13 protein-coding genes, 1 tRNA gene and 1 other RNA gene are annotated in these 22136 nt (G+C 65.3%); 10 read left to right on the forward strand and 5 right to left on the reverse strand.

What is annotated here, in order from left to right:
- Window positions 1–18 precede the first annotated feature (18 nt).
- The 5 genes from AAEU42_RS12490 to AAEU42_RS12510 form a co-directional block, all read right to left on the reverse strand.
- Window positions 19–1572 (reverse strand): sensor domain-containing diguanylate cyclase, encoded by a 1554-nt coding sequence (locus AAEU42_RS12490; RefSeq protein ID WP_342233898.1) that lies wholly within the window; start codon window positions 1570–1572, stop codon window positions 19–21.
- Window positions 1573–1663: 91 nt separating this feature from the next.
- Window positions 1664–3139 (reverse strand): GntR family transcriptional regulator, encoded by a 1476-nt coding sequence (locus AAEU42_RS12495; RefSeq protein ID WP_342233899.1) that lies wholly within the window; start codon window positions 3137–3139, stop codon window positions 1664–1666.
- Window positions 3140–3192: 53 nt separating this feature from the next.
- Complete coding sequence (locus AAEU42_RS12500) at window positions 3193–4521, reverse strand: ABC transporter substrate-binding protein (RefSeq protein WP_342233900.1); 1329 nt, start codon at window positions 4519–4521, stop codon at window positions 3193–3195.
- Entirely contained in the window at window positions 4518–6653 is a 2136-nt protein-coding gene (locus AAEU42_RS12505; RefSeq protein WP_342233901.1) for a hybrid sensor histidine kinase/response regulator, read from the reverse strand. The genes AAEU42_RS12500 and AAEU42_RS12505 overlap by 4 nt, the downstream gene beginning before the upstream one ends.
- Window positions 6654–6965: 312 nt before the next feature.
- Window positions 6966–7041: transfer RNA gene (locus AAEU42_RS12510), tRNA-Ala, on the reverse strand.
- 164 nt (window positions 7042–7205) lie between these two features.
- Here AAEU42_RS12510 and ffs point away from each other — a divergent pair.
- The 10 genes from ffs to addA all read left to right on the forward strand — a co-directional run bounded on the left by ffs (window position 7206) and on the right by addA (window position 22046).
- Window positions 7206–7470: signal recognition particle sRNA large type (ffs, locus tag AAEU42_RS12515), an RNA gene on the forward strand.
- 74 nt (window positions 7471–7544) lie between these two features.
- On the forward strand, window positions 7545–9314 hold the full coding sequence (dnaX, locus tag AAEU42_RS12520) for a DNA polymerase III subunit gamma/tau (RefSeq protein WP_342233902.1): 1770 nt from the start codon (window positions 7545–7547) through the stop codon (window positions 9312–9314).
- A 14-nt stretch (window positions 9315–9328) separates the two neighbouring features.
- Complete coding sequence (locus tag AAEU42_RS12525) at window positions 9329–9679, forward strand: YbaB/EbfC family nucleoid-associated protein (protein ID WP_342233903.1); 351 nt, start codon at window positions 9329–9331, stop codon at window positions 9677–9679.
- 5 nt (window positions 9680–9684) lie between these two features.
- A complete protein-coding gene (locus tag AAEU42_RS12530; RefSeq protein ID WP_342233904.1) occupies window positions 9685–10371 on the forward strand; it encodes a YoaK family protein in 687 nt (228 codons plus the stop codon).
- Entirely contained in the window at window positions 10371–11354 is a 984-nt protein-coding gene (locus AAEU42_RS12535; RefSeq protein ID WP_342233905.1) for an MBL fold metallo-hydrolase, read from the forward strand. Before AAEU42_RS12530 ends, AAEU42_RS12535 begins: the two co-directional genes overlap by 1 nt.
- 1 nt (window position 11355) lies before the next feature.
- Window positions 11356–12480 (forward strand): DUF362 domain-containing protein, encoded by a 1125-nt coding sequence (locus AAEU42_RS12540; protein WP_342233906.1) that lies wholly within the window; start codon window positions 11356–11358, stop codon window positions 12478–12480.
- A 46-nt stretch (window positions 12481–12526) separates the two neighbouring features.
- Entirely contained in the window at window positions 12527–13192 is a 666-nt protein-coding gene (gene deoC / locus AAEU42_RS12545; protein ID WP_342233907.1) for a deoxyribose-phosphate aldolase, read from the forward strand.
- Window positions 13193–13634: 442 nt separating this feature from the next.
- A complete protein-coding gene (locus AAEU42_RS12550; RefSeq protein WP_342233908.1) occupies window positions 13635–14813 on the forward strand; it encodes a BMP family lipoprotein in 1179 nt (392 codons plus the stop codon).
- A gap of 309 nt (window positions 14814–15122) precedes the next feature.
- Window positions 15123–18434, forward strand: coding sequence for a PD-(D/E)XK nuclease family protein (locus AAEU42_RS12555; protein ID WP_342233909.1), 3312 nt, complete (start codon window positions 15123–15125; stop codon window positions 18432–18434).
- A 42-nt stretch (window positions 18435–18476) separates the two neighbouring features.
- A complete protein-coding gene (gene addA, locus AAEU42_RS12560; protein WP_342233910.1) occupies window positions 18477–22046 on the forward strand; it encodes a helicase-exonuclease AddAB subunit AddA in 3570 nt (1189 codons plus the stop codon).
- The last annotated feature ends 90 nt before the right edge of the window (window positions 22047–22136 follow it).

Here is a 22136-nt window from a genome sequence, read left to right on the forward strand (position 1 = left end):
TGTCTGTTCATAGGCCCCTCACTTCTTGTGGATATGGTAATACCCTTTCCCGTTTTGCTTCACGTAGTAAAGGGCCTCGTCCGCGTCTGCGATCATCTGCTCCAGCTCCGCTCCCGGCTGGTAGATGGATACGCCGATGCTGCACTGGACCGGGATGCTCTGTCCTCCCGACTGGACGCTGGTCTGGAGGCGGAGGACAAGCTCGTCCAGCACACCCCGCAGCTCCGCCTCATTGTCCAGGCTGGTCAGCAGCAGGACGAACTCGTCTCCGCCGTACCGGCCCACCACACCGTCGTATTTTTTCTCATATTCCCGGAGGATGTATCCCAGGCTTTTCAGCGCGATGTCGCCGCCGGCGTGGCCGCAGCTGTCGTTGATATACTTCAGATTGTCCATGTCAATAAAGCACAGGGCTTGGACCAGCTGTGGGTCCGCCTTTTTCAGAAGGGAGGAGGCCTGGTTCAAAAAGACCGAGCGGGTGACCACGCCGGTCAGGCTGTCGGACAGGCCTGTGCTGGTCAGGCGCAGAACCTCCTGAAAGTCCACATTCTCGGGCCGCTCGTCCTGGTAGACCCGCCGCTCCAGCTCCTCCACCGAATGGACCAGGGTGTCCACGACCCGCATCTGGTCGGCGATGTAACGGCGCACGAACCACAGCAGGCAGAGGCAGGACAGGATTGTCAGGCCGGACACCAGCAGCAGCGCCGGAAGGATCTCCGAAAAAGTGCTCCCGAAGTTGACCGAGCATATGATATCCCAGCCCGTGTACTCCACCCGCTGGTAGACGGTATAGTACAAGCTGCCGTCCCGGAAGCTCCAAAAGGCGCCGGGCTGGGCGGCCAGCAGGTGTTCCTCCAGCTGATCCGCCGTGGTGCCGAACAGCACGCCGTTTCGAAAGACATCCATGATGGAATCCCCGTAGGGAAACCCCACCGTGGAAGACATGACCTGTCCCTGGGAGCCGATCAATGTCGCCTCCGCGCCGTTGGTACCCGCCGACGCTTTCAGGATTTGCACGGCCTCGTCAAAGTAAATGGCGCAGAATAGACACCCGGTGATGGTTCCATCCTCGTCAAACAGCGGCACCGCCACCGTGTAGTTCAGCGTCGCCCCGTCCGCCCCCGCGGCAAAGCTGTCCGTCACCTGCCGCCGCCCGGTGGAAAACAACTGCTGCATGTAGTCCCGGCTGGCGAGGCTTGCCGGTTCGGAGCCGTCGGAGTAGACGATGATGTTGGAATCCACGTAGCAGAGCATCATGTACCCGAAGTGGGGGCTCATCTGGTCCAGCTTTTTTACCTTGTCGATGGGCGGGAGCTCCGGGTCGTAAAACTCCGGGAGGCCAGCCAGGGATTCCAACAGGTCCACCGCCCCCGCGACCCGCTGGGAGATCTGCGCGTGGCTCGCGGCGAGAGAGGCCCTGGCGTCCGCCCGCATCCGGCTGATGGAGAGGATGCCGCCGCCCAGGAGGACGATGAGGAAGATCAGCGCGCAGAATACCGCGCTGTATCGGGAGATGGGGGCAAAGGAGATTTCCCATTTGCCGCTTTTCTTCTTTTCTCGGTTCCTTTTCATAACGATGCTCGGCCTTCCTTTCGGCAAAGAGGGAGCCCCGGAGTTGACCGGCGGCTGTATGTCAGTTTCCTGTCCCGTCCCGGCGGGGGCGTCATTTCCAAAGAGCCGTCCCGTCGTACACCCGCATCGCGGCGTCCCAGTAGCCCAGCTGCCGGCAGGCCGTGACGATCAGGCCCCGGACCTGCGCGAACATATCCGCCGCCGCTTTGGCGAACCGGGGGGCGTCGCCGCCGGAGAGGATCTCGGCGGCCTCGATGCACTGCCGGTAGATCTCGCTGTTTTGTGGATTTTTGTCCGGGCTGACCAGCTTTGGAATACCGCGGCCGATGCTGAAATTTCGGGCCAGGATCCCATAGATCGCCCGCAGGGCGTCATATTGGATATGCTCAGCGATGAAATCCAGCAGTGTGCGCGGGATCAGCTGGTGCTCACAGGGCTGCTCCAGCTGCCTGAGGAGGACTCCCCGGAGCTGCCGGGCCTCTTTTGTCTCCGCCCGGGCCCCGGCGTGGGCGGCGACCCGTTCCACCGTCAGGGACAGCAGCTCCAGACTGTCCAGATACCGCCGCACGTGGCAGGCGATGGACTCCGGCGTGATCTGGATCTTTTTCAGCCCGTCCAGATCCATTACCACCGAGATGCCCCGCCGGGGCGCGGCGGTCACCACGCCCCAGCGGCGCAGCATGCGGATGGCTTTGACGGTGGTGTCCCGGCTGACGCCGTAGATTTCCTGGAGCTGGTCGTGGGTGGGCAGGCGGTCGCCGGGCTGATAGCGGCCGATGGCGATGAGCCCCAGCAGATCCAGGCAGACCGTGGAGTACCGCTCCTGGGCCAGGCTGAGCTGCTGGCCCGGGCCGTCCGCCTCCGCCAGCAAGGGGCAGGGGGAGAGGGCCTGGAGGAACTGGAACTCACCCGCCTGCTCCGCGATCGCCCGGTATTGGGCGAGGATGGGCGCAAACTGTGCCTGTTCCGGCTCGCCCCCGGCCTTGACCGTCTGGAGCAGCCGTTCAATATTCTCTCGGTACCGGACCCTGTCCTCCAGCGGGCCGGGAGGGGGCTCTTTTCCTCGGAAGCCCAGGCTGTCCACGGCCCGCAGGAGCAGTTCGTTCTCATTCCTCGCGATGAAAAAGCGCCCCAGCCGGCTGGAGAGCTGCCAGAATTCCTCCGGCCGGTTTGGATCCATTTGGGCGAGCAGGGCCTCCGGAGTGCGCCAGTCCCCGCCGGCGCACCGGCGCAGGCCGCTCATGTAGATCGGATAGCACAAGAGGACGCTTGTCTGCAGCAGGTCGTTGACCCGGGCGGCGTCCGCCTTTTTTGTGTGCAGCAGCGCCCGGCCCTCCGGCGCGGCGAAGGCGGAGACCACGACAGGCCGCTTTCTGGGGGAGATGTCCAGATATCCGTCCTGCGCCAGCAGCTCCAGCGCGTGCCGGAGGGTCCGCTCCGACGTTCCCAGCTCCCTGCACAGGATGGACCGCCCGGGCAGCGCGGCGCCCACCGGGAGGATGCCGTACTCGATCCTGCTTTTCAGCAGGTGGTAGATCCGCTCATATTGGATCACATCGCTTTTCATGCCTGCACCCACCGTTTCCGATCCTGTTTTTTGGACCTATTTCGCCAAGGCCCTCAGCCGTTGGCGGCGCGGCCCTGCTCCAAAGCGGCGTTGCAGTTCATGTCGATGCCCACCGCCGCCTGTTCCGGGGATTTTGTGCCCGCCAGCAGATCGCCGATCAGGGGATAAAAGACGTTCCGAACACCCTGCCAGTTCAGATTGTTCTGGATGTTATCCACCGTATTGGAGGTGTTTTCTCCATAGGCTTTCAGCATCCAGATCTCGTCCTGATACTGTTCGGTGATGGAGTCGTTGACCGGCAGGGTGCCCAGGGTATACCGCATCAACGTCTCATCCGTGTAGATAAAGCGCAGAAAGTCCTTGGCCGCCTGGATTTTTCGCTCGTCGCCGTTGTCAAACACGCAGAAGCCATTGGCGGACGTGGTGCAGTACCCCTCGCCGGTCAGGCTGGGAAAATTCACGGCAAAGACGTCCAGCCCCTTGGCGCGGGCGTCCCAAAGGTTGGTCAGGTTCCCGATGCAGATCGCCAGCTGTCTGTTGTAAAACAGGTTGATACAGTCCAGCAGCTCCAAATTTTCCGCGCCCCTGGGCGTAATCCCCTGTTTGTCCATGTCCTTGATCCAGGCAAGGGCCTGGATCCCCTCCGGTGTGTTCACCTTGAAATTCCCGTGCTCATCATACAGCGGGCAGCCATAGGCCCGCAGCAGGGTCATGATATGGTTGTCCCCTTGGCTATTGGCGGCATACATCATAAACGCGAAGGTATTCTCATCGGTGAGGGCCTCCGCCAGCGTCCAGCAGATGTGGCTGAACTCCTCCGTGGTCCAATGGGCTATGGCGTCGTCTGGGGGAATATATTCCTCCAGACCGGCCGCCTCCATCATCGCCCGGTTCACCATCAGGGTGTTTTGAAGCTGATGGAAGGGCATAGTGTAGACCTGGCCGCCGATGGAATTCTGCATCCAGATCGACGGATTGATATCCGCGCGCAGCTCGTCGTCAATGATGTCGTCCAACGGGACCAGCCAGCCACGCTTGGCGTACAGCGGCGTGTTCCAGGAGCCGGAGAAGAACAGGTCGGCGGCCTCCGCCGTCCCATATTTGTCCGCCAGCTGCGCCTGCTCGTCCAGATAGTCATAGCGGCTGACGACAAACTCCACGTCATATGTATCATATTGCGCCTGAAAACGTTCCGCCGCCGCCGTAAGCAGGTCGGCGGCCTCCGCCTCTCCCACGCCTGGCACGTTTCCAAGGCTGATGGGCGGCGTTTTTATAATGAGGGTCAATTTTTCCGGTCCTATGGGCGCGTCTGTCCGGCAGCCGGTGAGGCAGAGGCACAGCGAGGCGGCGAACAGGGCGCGAAACAGGCGGCTTTTCTTCATGATTCGTCCTCCCGGTCTCTGACCCGCTCGATTTTCTGGAGCAGCAGCTTCATGTCCAGCGGCTTTGTCACTACGTCGTTCATGCCCGCGGCCAGCGCCCGCTCGATGTCCTCCCGGAAGGCGTTGGCCGTCATGGCGATGATCGGCACCGCCGCGGCGTCGGGCCGGGGCAGGGCCCGGATGCGCCGGGTGGCCTCATACCCGTCCATCACCGGCATCTGGATATCCATCAGGATCAGGTCGAAATGTCCCGGCGGGCTGTTTTCAAAGGCGGCAAGGGCCTCCTGCCCGTCGCAGGCCTCCGTCAGCTCACAGCCCCGGCCCTCCAGGATGGACACGACGATCATCCGGTTGATCTCATTGTCCTCCACCACCAGGGCGCGTTTTCCCGCCAGGGTCTCCGCCGTTTCCTCCGGCTCGCTTGACGCGCCCGCTTCCCCGGGCGGAGCTGCCATGGGGAAGGGGATGGAAAAGGTGAACACCGTTCCCTTTCCCGGCTGGCTTTCCACCGATATGGAGCCGCCCATCTTTTCCACCAGGGTCTTGCTGAGGGTCGTTCCCAGCCCCGTCCCGTTTTGGGAGGCGATCCGCCGCTCCTGCTCAAAGGGCAGCCAGATCCGCTCCAAAAAATCCTGGCTCATGCCGCAGCCGGTATCGGCCACCTGAAACGTGGTTTGGGCCACGCCGTCGGACGGTGTCTGCCGGACGGTCAGGGTGACCGAGCCCCCTTCGGGGGTGAACTTCACCGCGTTGCCCAGCAGATTTGTCAAGATCTGCTTGAGGCGCAGCGGATCCCCCCATACGAAGGGCTCCGTCAGCTCCCGGCAGTCTATGCTGAAGCACAGCCCTTTCTGCTCCGTCTGATTCTCCAGCAGGATCCTTACCTCCTCGATGAGTTTGGACAGATCCATCTCGCTGCGGTAGAGCTCGAGCTGTCCGCTTTCGATCTTGGACATATCCAGAACGTCGGTAATCACGCTTTGCAGGTAGGACGCGGACACCTCCGCCTTGGTCAGGTATTCCTCCAGCTTTTCCCTGTCGTCCAGGTGGTGGCGCATGAGGTATTGCAGACCCACGATGCCGTTGAGCGGCGTGCGGATCTCGTGGCTCATGTTGGCCAGGAATATGGCCTGGGCCTGCCTGGAGGCCTGGGCCACCTTGACCGAGTTCACGCTGTGGTAGATGAAATACGCGATGGCGAGAACCAGTCCTCCCAACACCAGGAAAAAGGGGATGGAGCGGGAGACAAGGGCCTTCACCTGGTCCGCCGTCACCTGTGTGGAGACGCGCACCACCAGATACCAGTCGTTTCCGTCGTGGTGGTCCAGGGATTGGAACAGCGCGTAGTAGGAGCCGCCGTTCAGGGTGTACTCGACAAACAGGCTCTCCCCCTGTTCCACCGCCCGCCGGCAGGCCTCCAGGGAGCCGCCGTTTTTGAACTGGGCCTTCGACAGAGGAGCCAGGAAGTTGTTGGCCGTCATGCTGTACTGCCGGCTGGCCGTGATAATATCGCCGGACCGCTGCATGACGATGGCGGCGCCCTGCCCGTCAAAGCTTTCCAGCCTCATCTGGTCGGCGATCTCGGCGATGGGGACCAGGCCGACCGCGCCGCTGACCTCTTTCCCACCGCAGGAGATGGGGGCCGCCGCGTGTACGCCGTAGACGAGAAACTCGCCCCACCGCTCCCGGCCGGCTTCGTCATATCTGGTCACAAAGCTGCTGTCGGACTCCAGGAACGCCCTAGCCCAGGGCATGCTCTGAAGCGAGGTTTTCAGGAAGGAACTGTCGTACACCTCGCCGTCGGCGGTGACCAGATAGAGCGTGTCAAAAGAAGTGGCCTGTGCTTCCACGCCCAGGCTGTAAACCACATCCTCGATCTGGCTGTTCCGCGTGGCTTCGATGCGGCTGAGCAGGGCTTGAAGATACTCTTTCTTGCTGTCTATCTGATTGACGATATTCAAATGGTCGTGATCCGCGATCTGCTGCATGAAAGAGAGCGTCGTGGAGTAGACCGCCTGCTCAAGGCTTTGATGGTACAGCCAAAAGCCGCCCCCCAAAACCGCGGAGGCGGCCAGAAGGATCAGGACCGAGCCCCACCACGGCCGCGTGCTTTTCTCCTTCGCTTTGCGCATCGTTCCATCTCCATTCCTGCCGTATTTCTCTGCCGGGCTGTGGAAGAACGGCGGTTCCGCAAGATTTCTAAGGATTTTTTAATCCGGCGGCATTCCGGCTCAAAACTGGGATCATATACAGACTAATAAGGCGAAAAGAAATCGCTGTACCAGTACCCGGAGATCCGTCTGCCAAATACCATTCCAGTCCATTCAAATATAGCATCTTCTCACCGATATTGCAAGGACAGAACGAGAAAGTCCTTTTTGGGCGGATCGGCTGTGAGAACGCGCAAAAAAAGGAAGACATTCCTGATGGAATGTCTTCCTTTTTGGTGGACCCGAACGGGATCGAACCGTCGACCTCTCGGATGCGAACCGAACGCTCTCCCAGCTGAGCTACGGGCCCATGCGCAAATGAACACCATGACATTATAACAATCTTTTTTTGCGATGTAAAGAGCTTTTTCAAAAAAATGAGTTTCAACAGTTGATAATCCGGCGGAAATGTTGTATGATAACTCCATCTTAGCCTGTCTATGGCCCGTCTTGGTACGCCGGCCTGAGGCAAGGCCGCGCTAGTCGGGGAGTCAGCGGTGCCCTATGCCTGCAATCCGCTACAGCAGGGATGAATCCCGGCCCCCGGAATCGCGCTGTGTCGTCTGACCCCGGTAAGCAGTGATGAAGGATCGGTCCCACGCAACGCTCTCCCGTGAACCGTGTCAGGCGGGGAACCGAGCAGCACTAAGCGGGCCCGAGCGTGTGCCGTGGGGGTACCGTTCCTGAGCCGGCTGCCGGGGTAACGGACATAGCGCGGTCTTCAAAGGCCGGTGCGCGGTCTTGCCATGGGCCGGAAACTGGGGGAGAAGGGTCGTTGCCTTTCTTCCCCTTCTATTTCCTATGAGGTGAAAAATGATGTATCAGGCCCTTTACCGCAAATGGCGGCCCCGCACGTTCGACGACGTGGTGGGCCAGAGCCACATTACCGATACCCTCAAGCGCCAGGTCCAGGAGGGGCGGCTGTCCCACGCCTACCTGTTCACGGGCACCCGGGGGACGGGAAAGACCACTTGCGCCAAGATCCTGGCCCGGGCGGTGAACTGCCTCCACCCGGTGGACGGCAACCCCTGCAACGAGTGTGATGCCTGCAGGGGCATCGAGAGCGGCGCTATCCTGGACGTGCTGGAGCTGGACGCCGCCTCCAACAACGGCGTGGACCAGGTCCGGGCCCTCCGGGACGAGGCGGTCTACTCCCCGGCGGCGGTCCGCAAGCGGGTGTACATCGTGGACGAGGTCCATATGCTCTCCACCGCCGCCTTCAACGCCCTGCTGAAGATCCTGGAGGAGCCGCCGGAGCATTTGATGTTCATCCTGGCCACCACCGAGCTCCACAAGGTGCCCGCCACCATCAAGTCCCGGTGCCAGCAGTTCGCCTTCAAGCGCATCTCCCCCCTGGACCTGGCCGGTCGGCTGAAGTACGTGGCGGGGGAGGAGAAGATCCCCCTCACCTCCGACGGGGCCAACCTCCTGGCCCGGCTGGCCGACGGTGGGATGCGGGACGCCCTGTCCCTGCTGGACCAGTGCGCCACCGGCACCGGCGCGGGAGAGCTGGGGGAGCAGGAGATCCTGGACGCCCTGGGGCTGGCGGGGAACGTGGAGACCGCCGCCCTCATGGGGGAGATCGCCGGGAACGACGCCGGGGCCGCCCTGGAGCGGCTGGACCGGCTCTATTCCGCGGGCAAGGACGTGGGGAGCCTCTTGAACGAGCTGGCCTCCCTGGCCCGGGACCTGCTCATCCGCAAGACCGCCCCCAAGGGCGGGGCGGCCCTGCTGACGGGCGGCTACGACGAGACTACCCTTCGGGGCCTGGACCAGGTCCTCACCGCTCCCCGGCTGGCCCAGGTGTTGGGACGGCTTCAGGCCGCCTCCGCCGATCTGGGCCGCAGCGCCAACCGGCGGGTGGACGCGGAGCTGTGCCTCATCCGGCTGTGTGACGCGACCCTGGACGAATCGGCGGCGGGGCTCAATGCCCGGCTGGCCCGGCTGGAGGAGCTTGTGGCGGGCGGCGTCCCGGCGGCTGCCGCCCGGCCCGCGTCGGCCGCTCCCCGGGCCCCCCAGGCGGCCCCGGCCCGGCCCGCTCCGGCAGAGGCGCGGGAGCCGGAGCCCCTGGCGGGGGGAGACCTGCCCCCCTGGGACATGGAGCCCCCTCCCGCGGCGGCGGAGCGGATGCCCGAGCCCTCCGAACCGGCCCCCGCGCCGGAGGAACCGGCGGTGCCCGTGGCCCCGCCGGCCTCAATGGCCCCGGCGCCCCAGCCTGTCCCCCCGTCCGGAGCGGCGCTGGGGGACTTCTGGCCCGGCCTGGTGGCGGGGCTGAAGGGTAGGGTGCCCATGGGGGAGTACAGCTTCCTCTCCAACCCGGCCATGGTGAAGGGGACGGCGGACGGCCCTATCCTGACCCTGTGGGCCCAGAGTGATTTTGTAAAGAACATGATCTCCAAGCCGGGGATCCTGGCGGCGGTGGAAAACGCGGCCAAGCTGCTGCCCGGCGGACCCTACCGGGTGGTGGTGACCATCGGCGCCCCGCCCGCCCCGGTAACGGCGGCGCCCGCCGGCGGGGGTGACAAGCTGGACGAGCTGCTGGCCCTGGGGGAGCAGTTTGACAATATCATCATTGAGGAATAAGGAGCGGATTTGATATGGCAAAGGGATTCAACAGCCGCGGCGGCTTCGGCGGCATGGGCGGCGGTATGAACATGAACATGATGAAGCAGGTCCAGAAGATGCAGCAGGACATGGCCAAGATGCAGGAAGAGCTGGCCAATAAGACCTATATCGCCGCCGCGGGCGGCGGCGTGGTCTCCGCCGAGGTCAACGGCCAGCACGAGGTGGTCTCCATCACCATCGACCCCGAGGCCGTGGACCCCGACGACGTGGAGATGCTCCAGGACATGGTGGCGGCCGCCGTCAACGAGGCCATGCGCGCCGCCGAGGCCGACGCGGCCAACTCCATGAAGGGCATCACCGGCGGGCTGGGTCTGGGCATCTGACAGCGGTGAAAAAGCTCACTCACGAGGAAGCGGCGGAAACCTTCCTCCTGGCCGCCGCCCTGGCGGTGGCGGGAGGCTTTTTAGACGCCTATTCCTACCTGGTCCGTGGGGGCGTATTCGCCAACGCCGAGACGGGGAACATGGTGCTGCTGGGGATCCGGCTGATCCAGGGGGAGTATGCCGGGGCGCTGACCTACCTGGTGCCCATCCTCGCCTTCGCCCTGGGAGTGTGGACCTCTGAGGCGGCCCGGGACAGGTTTCGGGACCACCCCAATGTCCACTGGCGGCAGCTCACCCTGGGGGCCGAGACGGTGATCGTGGCCGCCGTGGCCTTCCTGCCCGAGACGCTGGATATGCTGGCCAACGTGCTGGTGGCCTTCACCTGCGCCATGCAGGTGGAGAGCTTCCGGCGGGTCCGGGGCAACGCCTTCGCCTCCACTATGTGCACCGGGAATCTGAGGAGCGGCACCGAGTCGCTGTTCCACTTCCGCCGGGGGAAGGACAAGGAGGCGGGGGAGAGCGCGCTGTGCTATTACGGCATCATCGTGATCTTCATCGCGGGAGCCGCCCTGGGCGCCCTGACCTGCGGCGTTCTGGGGCGGAAGGCCGCCCTGGTGTGCGCCGGGATCCTGCTGTTTTGTTTTAGCCTTTTCTCCCTGCGGGGGGAACGGAAGATGGCGGGAGGGGCATGATGGAAGAACTTTTACCCGGCCTTTGGCGCATCCCGGTCCCTCTGCCGGGGAACCCGCTGAAGGAACTGAACAGCTACTTCATCCGGGGAAACGGAGAAAATCTGCTGATCGACACCGGCTTCCGCATGCCTGAGTGCAGGCGGGCCCTCTGCGGGGCCCTGGCGGAACTGGGGGCCCGGCAAGAGGAGACCGACATCCTCCTGACCCACCTCCACTCCGACCACTCCGGTCTGGCCCCCGATTTGATCGGGGCGGGGCGGAGGATCTATGTGGGGCGGGTGGATCTGCCCTATCTGGCCCACAGCGAGACCTGGAAAGAGGACGACGGCAGCCGGTTCTTGAAGATGGGCTTTCCGCCCGGGGAAGTGGCCCGGCTCCACACCGACAACCCCGCCCAGTCCATGGCCCCCGCCCCCTGCGGACAGTACGCGGCTTTGGATGAGGGGGACACCCTTACATACGGCGGCCGCACCCTGGAGGCTGTCCTTACCCCCGGCCATACGCCGGGGCATCTGTGCTTTGCCCTGCGGGAGGAGAAGGTCCTTTTCACCGGGGACCATGTCCTCTTTGACATCACACCCAACATCACCGACTGGCCCGAGCTCCCCGACGCCCTGGGGAGTTACCTGGAGAGCCTGGACAAAATGGCCCCCTTTGCCGGCTGGCGGGCCCTGCCCGGGCACCGGGCCGGAGGCGATCTGGCCGGGCGGACAGCCCAGCTGAAGGCCCACCACGCCCAACGGCTGGCCGAGACCCTGGACGTGGTCCGGGGGGCGCCGGGGAGCACGGCCTACGGCCTGGCGGGCCGGATCCGCTGGAAGATCAAGGCAAGAAACTGGGCGGAGTTCCCCCTGGCCCAGAAGTGGTTTGCCGTGGGGGAGTGCCAGGCCCATCTGGACCGGCTGGAGGCGCTGGGAGCGGTGTCCCGGACCTGGGACGGCGAAGCCTGGCGGTATGAAGCGATCAAAAAGGAGGCAGAATGAGATGAACCCTTCCCAAGTTTATTTTACTGATTTTCACGTGCCCGTGGGCACCAGCCAGCTCCAGAAGCTGCGCCGCCTCATTGAGAAGGCCGGGCTGGGGGAGCTGGATTTGGACCGGAAGCTGGTGTGCATCAAGATGCACTTCGGCGAGCCCGGGAACCTGTCCTTCCTGCGGCCCAACTACGCCAAGGTGGTGGCCGACTTCGTGAAGGACAAGGGGGGCGTGCCCTTCCTCTCCGACTGCAACACCCTCTACGCCGGACGGCGGAAGAACGCCCTGGAGCACCTGGACGCCGCCTATGAAAACGGCTTTTCCCCCCTGTCCACCGGCTGCCAGATCTTGATCGGCGACGGCCTGCGGGGCACCGACGACGTGGAGGTGCCCGTCCGGGGCGGCGAGTATGTCAAGGCGGCCAAGATCGGCCGGGCCATTATGGACGCCGACGTGTTCATCTCCCTGACCCACTTCAAGGGCCACGAGCAGACCGGTTTCGGCGGCGCCATCAAAAATATCGGCATGGGCTGCGGCAGCCGGGCCGGGAAGATGGAGCAGCACAACGCGGGCAAGCCCGTGGTGAAAGCCAAGCGGTGCGTGGGCTGCCGGGCCTGCGCCAAGCACTGCGGCCAGGACGCCATCACTTACGGGGCCGATGGAAAGGCCCTTATCGACCAGGACAAGTGCGTGGGCTGCGGCCGGTGCATCGGGGTGTGCAACTTCGACGCCATCCACAATCCCAGCGGCGACAGCGTCCAGATGCTCAACCGCAAGATGGCGGAGTACACCAAGGCGGTGGTGGATGGGCGGCCCTGCTTCCACATCAGCCTGGTGCGGGACATCTCCCCCAACTGCGACTGCCACGGGGAGAACGACGTGCCCATCCTCCCCGACGTGGGGATGTTCGCCTCCTTCGACCCGGTGGCGCTGGACCAGGCCTGCGCCGACGCCTGTCTGGGGCAGGAGCCCCTGCCCGGCGGCCAGCTGGCCCGCCGGATGGCGGAGGAGGGCTTCGTGGACCAGCACGACCACTTCGTCAACACCACCGAGGGCACCGAGTGGGAGAGCTGCCTGGCCCACGCCGAAAAGATCGGCCTGGGCAGCCGCCGGTACGAGCTGGTGGCCATATAATAAGCGTGAGCCTATTTTTGATGGGTATGAAAGGAAGGAATGGAATATGGAGCTGAGTGAGATCCTGAGCCGGTGCGACCACACTCTTTTGAAGCAGGAGAGCACCTGGGAGCAGATCAGAGAGGTCTGTGACGACGGACTGAAATTCAACTGTGCCAGCGTTTGCATCCCCGCCGGGTTTGTCAAGCAGGCCGGGGACTACCTGGGGGACCGTCTGAAAATCTGCACCGTCATCGGTTTCCCCAACGGCTACTCCACCACCGCCGTCAAGGTCTTTGAGACCGAGGACGCCATCCGCAACGGGGCCGACGAGATCGACATGGTCATCAACATCGGCTGGGTGAAGGACCGGCGGTGGGACGACCTTTTGGCCGAGATCAAGGCCATCAAGGCCAGCTGTCAGGGCCGTATCCTCAAGGTCATCGTGGAGGCCTGCCTCCTGACCGAGGAGGAGAAAGTCAAGATGTGCGAGATCGTCACCGCCTCGGGGGCCGACTACATCAAGACCTCCACCGGTTTCTCCACCGGCGGCGCCACCCGGGAGGACGTGAAGCTCTTTAAGGAGCATATCGGCCCGGGCGTCAAGGTGAAGGCCGCCGGCGGCATCCGCACCCTCCAGGACGCCGAGGACTTCATCAACCTGGGAGCCGACCGGCTGGGCACTTCCGCCGTGGTGAAACTGGCGAAGAACGAGCACCCCGAGGGATACTGAGCGGCCGACAGGTCGGCGTTCAGGGGGCCCCGCCTGGGGCGGGGCGGCGCGCCGTAAATTCGGAGCGGAGCGAAGAATTGCGCAGGGAGGATTCATTCCGACCGAGCATGTGAAATCTGAAAGGGTTCCCAAAGAGCGCGGCGCGCTCTTTGGGAAATGCCGACCGGCTGGGCACTTCCGCCGTGGTGAAACTGGCGAAGAACGAGCACCCCGAGGGGTACTGATTTTAAAGAGGAGGCGGGCGCTGCCCGCCTCCTCTTTAAATATTGCTAATGTGTGAACTGAGTTAACAATTTTGTAAAAAATATATGTCATATCGCAAAAACTTATTGCGCTTTTTGGCCGGACACGCTATAATAAAAACGAACCGTCCGGGTAGATATAGGCTCATCAAGGTCTCTGTCAGCCCGGACATTGATATGAAAGGAAGGTATGTACTGAAATGAAGAAGACGAACAAGCTCCTTGCGCTGCTCCTGTCCGGCTCCATGATGCTGGCCCTCGCCGCCTGCGGCGGCGAGACGAAGGAGAGCGAGAGCGTGGCTCCCTCTGAGCCTCCCGTGGAAAGCACCGCTGTGGAGAGCGAGACTCCCGCCGCCGCTCTGGTGAGCGATCCCGAGGCCACCATCGCCATGATCACCGATAAGGGCGACATCAACGACAAGTCCTTCAACCAGGGCACCTGGGAGGGCATCAAGGCTTGGTGCGCCGCCAACGGCCGCGGCACCGAGGGCGAGGATTATCAGTACTATAAGCCCGTGGAGGCCACTACCGACGCTTACACCGCCATGATCGAGCAGGCCATCAACGACGGCCACAAGATCATCGTCACCCCCGGCTTCCTGTTTGAGGAGCCCATCTACAACGTCCAGGACAAGTATCCCGACGTTGCCTTCATCCTCATCGACGGCAACCCCCACAACGCCGACTACTCTACTTATAAGACCGCGGCCAACACCGTGGGCATCCTCTTCTCCGAGGAGCAGGTGGGCTACCTGGCCGGTTACGCCGCCGTCAAGGACGGCAACACCAAGCTGGGCTTCCTGGGCGGCCAGGCCGTCCCCGCCGTGGTCCGCTACGGCTACGGCTTCGTCCAGGGCGCTGAGGCCGCTGCCGCCGAACTGGGCGTGAAGGTGGACATGATGTACAACTACACCGGCGGCTTCGACGCCACCCCCGAGGCTCAGGCCATGGCCGCCGGCTGGTACAAGGCCGGCACCGAGGTCATCTTCGCCTGCGGCGGTTCCGTGGGCAACTCCGCCATGGCCGCCGCCGAGCAGAACAACGGCAAGGTCATCGGCGTGGACGTGGACCAGTCCGCTGAGTCCAGCACCGTCATCTCCTCCGCCATGAAGGGCCTGGCCGAGTCCGTGGCCCAGATGTTGGACGCTTACTACGCCGGCGAGTTCCCCGGCGGCCAGAACTTGACCCTGGGTGCCGCCGACAACGCCGTGGGCCTCCCCATGGACACCTCCAAGTGGGCCAGCTTCAGCCAGGCTGATTACGACGCCCTGTACGAGAGCCTGGCCAACGGTTCCATCACCCTGAAGAAGGACACCGACGCCGAGACTCCCACCGGCCTGGGCTGCGAGAACGTCAACGTCCAGTTCATCGAGCAGTAAGTCCATACACCCTTCTTAAATGTACCGTTTTTGGGGCCTGTGCCCGCTGAAAAAGGCAGGCCGCCGTTCTGAAACGGCCAGATAAGCTGAGAAAAGCCCCCGGTATCCATTAGGATACCGGGGGCTTTTTTGCGCCTGCGGCGGGGCGAACGGTGGCGAAACACGGGCGGGGTATGGTATAATAACAAATACCGGTGTGGAAACGCACCTGCAATGAAAGATGGGCGGGCATTTGATTGGGAAGGCCCGCCGGTATTGACACCATAAAAGCAATGATTGCCCTATGGAAGGGAACGGGAGGCCGGAACAGTGCTGAAACTCATCTTAGGCCGGGCGGGGACGGGGAAATCCACCGCCCTGTTAAAGGCCATCGCCGCCTCGGGCGGGGCCTGCCCCCAGCTCCTCATCGTGCCGGAGCAGCACTCCCACGACGCGGAGCGCCGGCTGTGCGCCGCGGCGGGGAACGCCGTGAGCTTATACGCCGAGGTCCTCTCCTTTACCCGGCTGGCCAGCCGGGTGTTCTCGGTGGCGGGGGGGCTGGCGGAGCCCACCCTGGACGCCGGGGGGAGGCTCCTGCTCATGGACGTGGCCCTTAAATCGGTGGCCGGGCAGCTGAAGGTCTACGCCAAGCCCTCCCGGAAGCCCCAGTTCCTCTCCCAGCTGGCCGCCACGGTGGACGAGTGCAAATCCAGCGGGATTTCCCCGGAAAAGCTCTTTCAGGTGGCCCAGGAGGTGGAGGGGGAGGCTGGGGAGAAATTTGCCGATCTGGCCCTTATCTGCGGGGCTTACGACGCCCTCACCGAGCAGCGGGGAGCCGACCCCCGGGACAGGCTCACCAAGCTGGCCCAAGCCCTGGAGGAGTGCGGCTGGGCCCGTGGGCGGGACATCTATCTGGACAGCTTCACCGATTTCACCCCCCAGGAGCGGGCCGTGCTGGCCCGGCTGCTGGCCCAGGCCCGGTCGGTCACTGTGGCCCTCACCTGCGACGGCCTGGAGGGCGGGGAGGAGGACATCTTCGCCCCCGCCCGGCGCACCGCCCGCAAGCTCCTGGACCTGGCCCGGCGGCAGGGAACGGCCGCCGAGGTGGAGATTAGGACGGAGCGGGCCCTTCCGGCGGCGGAGGGGCTGGCCCTGGTGGAGAGCCGCCTCTTTGCGCCGGTCCAGACCCCCGTCCCCGGTGCCGTGAAGGGGGTTGCCCTTTACCGGGCCTCCGCCCCCTACGCCGAGGTGGAGCGGGCCGCCGCCGAGGCCGCCCGGCTGGTCCGGGAGGAGGGTTACCGCTGGCGGGACCTGGCTGTCACGGCCCGGAGCATGGAGGGCTACGGCCCTCTCATCGCCCTCATTTTTCCCCGGTACGGGGTGCCGGTTTTTCTCTCACGGATGGACGACGTGCTCCAAAAGCCGGTGCTGGCCCTGGTCACCGCCGCCCTGGACACGGTGGCGGGGGACTACCGGTATGAGGACGTCTTCCGCTACCTGAAAACCGGCCTGACCGGCCTGAGCCTGGACGAGGCGGACCAGTTGGAGAACTACGTCCTCAAATGGGACCTACGGGGGAGCCGGTGGACCCAGAAGGCCCCCTGGAACCTCCACCCGGAGGGCTACGGCCTGGCCTGGAGCGACCGGGACAGGACCCGGGTGGAGCATTTGGACGACCTGCGCCGCAGGGTCTCCGCCCCCCTGGAGGGCCTGCGTCTGGCCAAGGAAAAGACGGGGGCCGGGCTGGCCCTGGCCCTGTACGCCTTTTTGGAAGAAATCGGCCTGGCCGGGCGGCTTGTGAGCCGGGCGGAGGAGCTCCGGGAGACCGGGGAGGCCGCCTTGGCGGCGGAGTACGAGCAGCTCTGGGAGATCCTCTGCTCCGCCCTGGAACAGTGCGCCGGGCTTTTGGGGGAGACCCCCATGGAGTGGGAGGAGTTCGCCCGGCTGTTCAAGCTGGTGCTCTCCCAGTACAGCGTGGGGGCCATCCCCGTCTCTCTGGACCAGGTGACGGCGGGGGACATGCCCCGCCTGGCCCACAAGCACTGTAAGGTGCTTTTCCTGTTGGGGGCCGACGACGGCGAGCTTCCGGCGGCGGCGCCCTCCCCCGGCCTGCTGGCCGACGACGACCGCACCCTCCTGGCCTCCTTCGGCCTGGAGAGCGCCCCCCGGCTCACCGACAAGCTGTGGCGGGAGATGACCATCGCCTACGAGACCTGCACGCTGCCCTCGGACCGGCTGGTGGTGAGCTGGCCCGCCGCCGGGAGCGGGGGGGAGGAGCGCCGCCCCTCCTTCCTGGTGAAGCGGCTGCGGAGCCTCTTTCCCGACCTGACCGTCCTGGACGAGCGGACCCTGGGGGACTCCTTCCGCCTGACCGCCCCCCGGCCCGCCCTGGAGCTGGCGGGCCGCTATCCCCAGGCGGGGCGGGCGCTGAAGGGGCTGGAGGAGTATGCCCCTCTGGTGGAGCGGATGGAGCGGGCCGCCGGGCTGGAGCGGGGGAGCCTCACCCGCCCGGCGGTGGAGGCCCTCTATGGCCGCCGGGTGCCCATGTCCGCTTCCCGGATGGACAAGTATAAGTCCTGCCACTTTTCCTATTTCATGGAGTACGGCCTGAAGGCCAAGCCCAGGAAGTCCGCCGGCTTCCAGGCCCCCGAGTATGGCACCTTCGTCCACTACGTGCTGGAACACGTCCTCCGGGAGCGGCGGGACAAGGAGATCCCCACCCGCCAGACGGTCTCGGCGGTGGTGGAGCGGTACGTCCGGGAGGAGCTGGGGGGCCTGGAGGGAGAGACACCCCGGTTCCGCTATCTCTTCCGGCGGCTGGAAAAGTCGGTGTACGCCGTGGTGGAGAACGTCTGTCAGGAGTTGGCCCGCTCCGACTTCCAGCCCATCGCCTTCGAGCTGGGCTTCGGCCGGGACCAGGATTTGCCCCCCGTGGAGCTGACGGCGGACGGGGTCACCGTGTCCATCTCCGGCTTTGTGGACCGGGTGGACGGCTGGGAAAAGGACGGGAAGCTCTACCTGCGGGTGGTGGACTACAAGACGGGGCGCAAGTCCTTTGACCTGACCGACGTCTGGAACGGCCTGGGCCTGCAAATGCTGCTCTACCTCTTCACCCTGAAGGAGGAGGGCAGAGAACTCTTTGGCAAAGAGATCGTCCCCGCCGGAGTCCTCTACCTTCCGGCTCGGGACGCCATCGTGGCCGGGAGCCGTTCCATGACCGAGGAGGAGCGGAAAAAGGAGATGGACGGCCTTCTGCGCCGGAAGGGGCTGGTGCTGGAGGACGGGGAGGTGCTGTCCGCCATGGAGCGGACCGAAGGGGAGCCTCCCCGGTTCCTGCCCCTGCGGGTGAGCCGGACCACGGGAGCCGTCACGGGGGACGCGCTGGTGTCCGCCGAGCGGCTGGGCCGGCTGGAGCGCCATACCGGCCACATCCTGAACGCCATTGCCGCCGAGCTGGCGGCGGGGAACATCAGCGCCGACCCCTTCTGGCGGGGGCCCCAGCACAACGCCTGTCAGTGGTGCGACTACGCCGCCGCCTGCCAGTTCCGGGAGGGGGTGGGGGGCGACCGCCGCCGGTGGCTGCCCAGCGTGAGGGCCGCCGAGTTCTGGGCGGGCCTGGAGGAGAAGGAGGCGGACCGATGAGGCCGCCGGTGAGAACGATGGAGGAGAGAAAGAGGTGATCCCATGCCCTTCCAACTGACAAGAGAACAGCAGGCCGCCGTGACCGACCGGGGGGGCGGCCTCCTGGTCTCCGCCGCCGCCGGTTCGGGCAAGACCCGGGTGCTGGTGGAGCGGCTTCTGGCCCGGGTGGAGGCCGGGGCGGACATCGACCGCTTCCTGGTCATCACCTACACCAAGGCCGCCGCCGCCGAGCTGCGGGGGCGGGTGGTGTCCGAGCTGGCCGACCGGCTCTCCGCCCGGCCCGGCGACGCCTTCCTGCGCCGCCAGTCCACCCTGGTGTACAAGGCCCAGATCTCCACCATCCACGCCTTCTGCGGCCAGCTCCTCCGGGAGGAGGGTCACCGGCTGGACCTGGACCCGGACTTTCGCCTCTGCGACGAAAACGAGGGCCTCATGCTCATGGAGGACGCCCTGGCCGACGTGCTGGAGGAGCGCTACGAGGACCTGGCCCCGGACAGCGACTTTGCCCAGCTGGTGGACACCATGTCCGCCGGGCGGGACGACAGCCGCCTGGTGGAGATCGTCCTGGACATCCGCGGCCGGGTCCAGAGCCATCCTGACCCGGCCCGCTGGCTGGCCGAACAGGAGGCGGTCTTTGCCCTGGAGGGGGTCACCGACGCCGGGGCCACCCCTTGGGGGAAGCTGCTGCTGGACGACGTCCGCCGCCAGGCCGACTACTGGGCGGGGCGGATGGAGGAGGCCCTGGACCTGGCCCAGGGGGACGAAAAATTGGCTAAGGCCTACGCCCCCAGCCTGGAGATCACCCTGGAACAACTTCAGGCCCTAGCCTCCGCCGCCGGGCGGGGCTGGGATGCCGCGGCGGAGTGCTCCGGGGTGGAGTTCCCCCGGGTGGGTAGCTCCAAAAACTGCGAGGACCCTCTGGCCCTGGAGCGGATCAAGCTCCTGCGGGACCAGTGCAAGAAGCGGATGAAGAAGCTCTCCGACCTCTTCCAGGACAACAGCCAGGGCCTTTTGGAGGATATGCGGGCGGTCTATCCCGCCATCCGGGGGCTCTTCGCCCTGGTGCGGGACTTTGAGGCGGCCTATACCGCCGAGAAGGCCCGCCGGGGCCTGCTGGATTTCTCCGATTTGGAGCATCTGGCCGCCCGGCTCCTCACGGGGGAGGAGGGGGAGCCCACCGAGCTGGCCCGCCGCTGGGGGGAGCGGTTCGACGAGGTGATGGTGGACGAGTACCAGGACACCAACGCCGTCCAGAACGCCATCTTCACTGCCCTCACGGACGGGGGGAAGAACCTCTTTATGGTGGGGGACGTGAAGCAGTCCATCTACCGCTTCCGGCTGGCAGACCCCACTATTTTTCTCTCCAAATACCGCTCCTACAAGCTCTGGACCGAGGCGGAGGAGGGGGAGCCCCGGCGGGTGGCCCTGTCCCAAAACTTCCGCTCCCGGCCCCAGGTGTTGGAGGGGTGCAACTACATTTTCCGAAATGTGATGAGCGAGACCTTCGGCGAGATGGACTACACCGACGCCGAGGCCCTGGTCCCGGGGGGCACTTTCCCCGGGGAGGACGACAGTCCCTACGCTGTGGAGCTGGATGCCCTGGACTGCTCCATGGGGGATGGGGAGGACGAGGGGGGGGAGAAGCCCCCCAGAGACCTGCTGGAGGCCCGGTTCGTGGCCCGGCGGGCCCGGGAGCTGCTGGACGGCCCCTTCCCCGTCTCCGACGGAGGGGGGGGACGGCGGGGCGTCCAGCCGGGGGATATGGTCATCCTCCTGCGCTCCCCCGGCACGGTGCTTCACCACTACGCCGCCGCCCTGGGGGAACTGGACATCCCCTGGGAGGCGGAGGGCGGCGGCGACTTCTTCGCCGCCACAGAGGTACAGGTGGCCCTCTCCCTTCTGCGGGTGGTGGACAACCCCCGGCAGGACGTGCCCCTCATCGCCGCCCTGCGCTCGGCGGTGTACGCTTTTTCCGCCGACCGGCTGGCCCAGATCCGGGCCGCCACCCCCGGGGAGGACTTCTACACCGCCCTGAGCCGGGACGGCGGGGCGGACGCCGCCGCCTTTCTCGGCGAGCTTCGGGATTTGAGGAGTAGGGCGGGGGACGAGAGCTGTGACCGGCTCCTGTGGCGGATCTACGACCGCACCAACCTGCTGGGAGTTTACGGCGGGATGGACGAGGGGGAGACCCGCCGGGCCAACCTCCTGCTTCTGGCCCAGCTGGCCCGGGAGTTCGAGCAGGCCGGGCACAAGGGCCTTTTCGGCTTTCTCTCCTACCTCCAGCGGCTGGAGGAGAACGGGGGCAAGCTGGCCCTGCCCTCTGCCGGGGGAAACGGCGGCGTGAAGATCATGAGCATCCACAAATCCAAGGGGCTGGAATTCCCGGTGGTCTTTCTGGCGGGGCTGGCCCGCCAGCTCAACCGGCAGGATATGGCCCGGCCCATCCTCTTCCACCCCCGGCTGGGGGTGGGGCCCAAGCGGCTGGATCTGGAGCGGAGGGTGGAATACCCCACCCTGGCTCGGCTGGCGGTGGCCCGGCAGATGGACTACGAGCTGTCGGCGGAGGAGCTGCGGCTTCTCTACGTGGCCATGACCCGGGCCAAGGAAAAGCTGATCCTGTCCTGCGCCCTCACCGGGGGACGGGGAGACATCGACAAGCTGCTTCCCTCCGCCGGGGTGCCGGTGGAGCCCCAGGCCCTGCTGAACTGCGTCAGCCCCGCCCAGTGGGTGCTGCTGCCGGTGCTGGCCCGGCCGGAGGCGGGGTTGCTGCGGCCGGGGGCCCTTCCGCCCCCCGCGGCCGCCGGCACGGACTTCGGCCCGGCCTGGGACCTGCGGTGGGTGGACGCCGCCCCCTTCGTCCACCCGCCGGAGCGGCAAAAGGCGGGGGAGAAGGCGGCGGCCCGGGAGGAGGCCGGAGACGGCCTGACCGCCTGCTTTGCCTGGCGCTATCCCCACGCCGGGGACGTGGAGCTGCCCTCCAAGCTCACCGCCACCCAGCTCAAGGGCAGGGTGCTGGACGAGGAGGCGGCGGAAGAGGCGCCCAAGCCCCCCCGTCCGCCCCGGTTCGACCGGCCCCGGTTCGCCGCGGAGCGGATGGGCCTCACCCCCGCCCAGAAGGGCACCGCCCTCCACCTGGTGATGCAGTATATCGACTTCGCCCGCTGTGACAGTGTGGAGCAGGTGGCGGAGGAGATCGGGCGGCTGGTGGAACAGGCCTTCCTCAGCCCGGAGCAGGGGGAGTCGGTGGAGGCGGCCAAGGTCTATTCCTTTTTTGCCTCCCCGCTGGGCCGGGCGGCGCTGGCCGCACCCTCCCTCCGGCGGGAATTCAAATTCTCCATCCTGGCCCCCGCCCGGCGGTATTATCCCCAGGCGGGGGAGGGGGAGCAGGTGCTCCTCCAGGGCGTGGTGGACTGTTATTTCGAGACGGAGGACGGCCTGACGGTGGTGGACTTCAAGACCGACCGCGTGCGGGGGGAGGTACTCCTCCGGCGGGCGGAGGAGTACCGGCCCCAGCTGGAGGCCTACGCCCAGGCCCTTGGGGAGATCACAGGAAAGCCCGTGGGACGGAAGGTGCTGTGGTTCTTCGAGGAAGGGCGGGCCGTGGAGGTGTAGCGCCAGCCCGATTGGAAAAAATAGAGTTGACTTACCTCGTATCTCTAGGTATACTATACCTAGAGATACGAGGTATTTTTTGAGGGGGTG

This window comes from Pseudoflavonifractor phocaeensis, assembly GCF_038439875.1.
Lineage (GTDB): Bacteria > Bacillota > Clostridia > Oscillospirales > Oscillospiraceae > Vermiculatibacterium.

What these genes read in the sequence shown, in the direction of transcription:
- AAEU42_RS12540 (WP_342233906.1), top strand. Translation starts at nt 11,356, where the DNA reads ATGAACCCTTCCCAAGTTTATTTTACTGATTTTCACGTGCCCGTGGGC.
- AAEU42_RS12505 (WP_342233901.1), bottom strand. Translation starts at nt 6,653, where the DNA reads ATGCGCAAAGCGAAGGAGAAAAGCACGCGGCCGTGGTGGGGCTCGGTC.
- AAEU42_RS12535 (WP_342233905.1), top strand. Translation starts at nt 10,371, where the DNA reads ATGGAAGAACTTTTACCCGGCCTTTGGCGCATCCCGGTCCCTCTGCCG.
- AAEU42_RS12495 (WP_342233899.1), bottom strand. Translation starts at nt 3,139, where the DNA reads ATGAAAAGCGATGTGATCCAATATGAGCGGATCTACCACCTGCTGAAA.
- addA (WP_342233910.1), top strand. Translation starts at nt 18,477, where the DNA reads ATGCCCTTCCAACTGACAAGAGAACAGCAGGCCGCCGTGACCGACCGG.
- AAEU42_RS12550 (WP_342233908.1), top strand. Translation starts at nt 13,635, where the DNA reads ATGAAGAAGACGAACAAGCTCCTTGCGCTGCTCCTGTCCGGCTCCATG.
- AAEU42_RS12525 (WP_342233903.1), top strand. Translation starts at nt 9,329, where the DNA reads ATGGCAAAGGGATTCAACAGCCGCGGCGGCTTCGGCGGCATGGGCGGC.
- deoC (WP_342233907.1), top strand. Translation starts at nt 12,527, where the DNA reads ATGGAGCTGAGTGAGATCCTGAGCCGGTGCGACCACACTCTTTTGAAG.
- dnaX (WP_342233902.1), top strand. Translation starts at nt 7,545, where the DNA reads ATGATGTATCAGGCCCTTTACCGCAAATGGCGGCCCCGCACGTTCGAC.
- AAEU42_RS12500 (WP_342233900.1), bottom strand. Translation starts at nt 4,521, where the DNA reads ATGAAGAAAAGCCGCCTGTTTCGCGCCCTGTTCGCCGCCTCGCTGTGC.
- AAEU42_RS12490 (WP_342233898.1), bottom strand. Translation starts at nt 1,572, where the DNA reads ATGAAAAGGAACCGAGAAAAGAAGAAAAGCGGCAAATGGGAAATCTCC.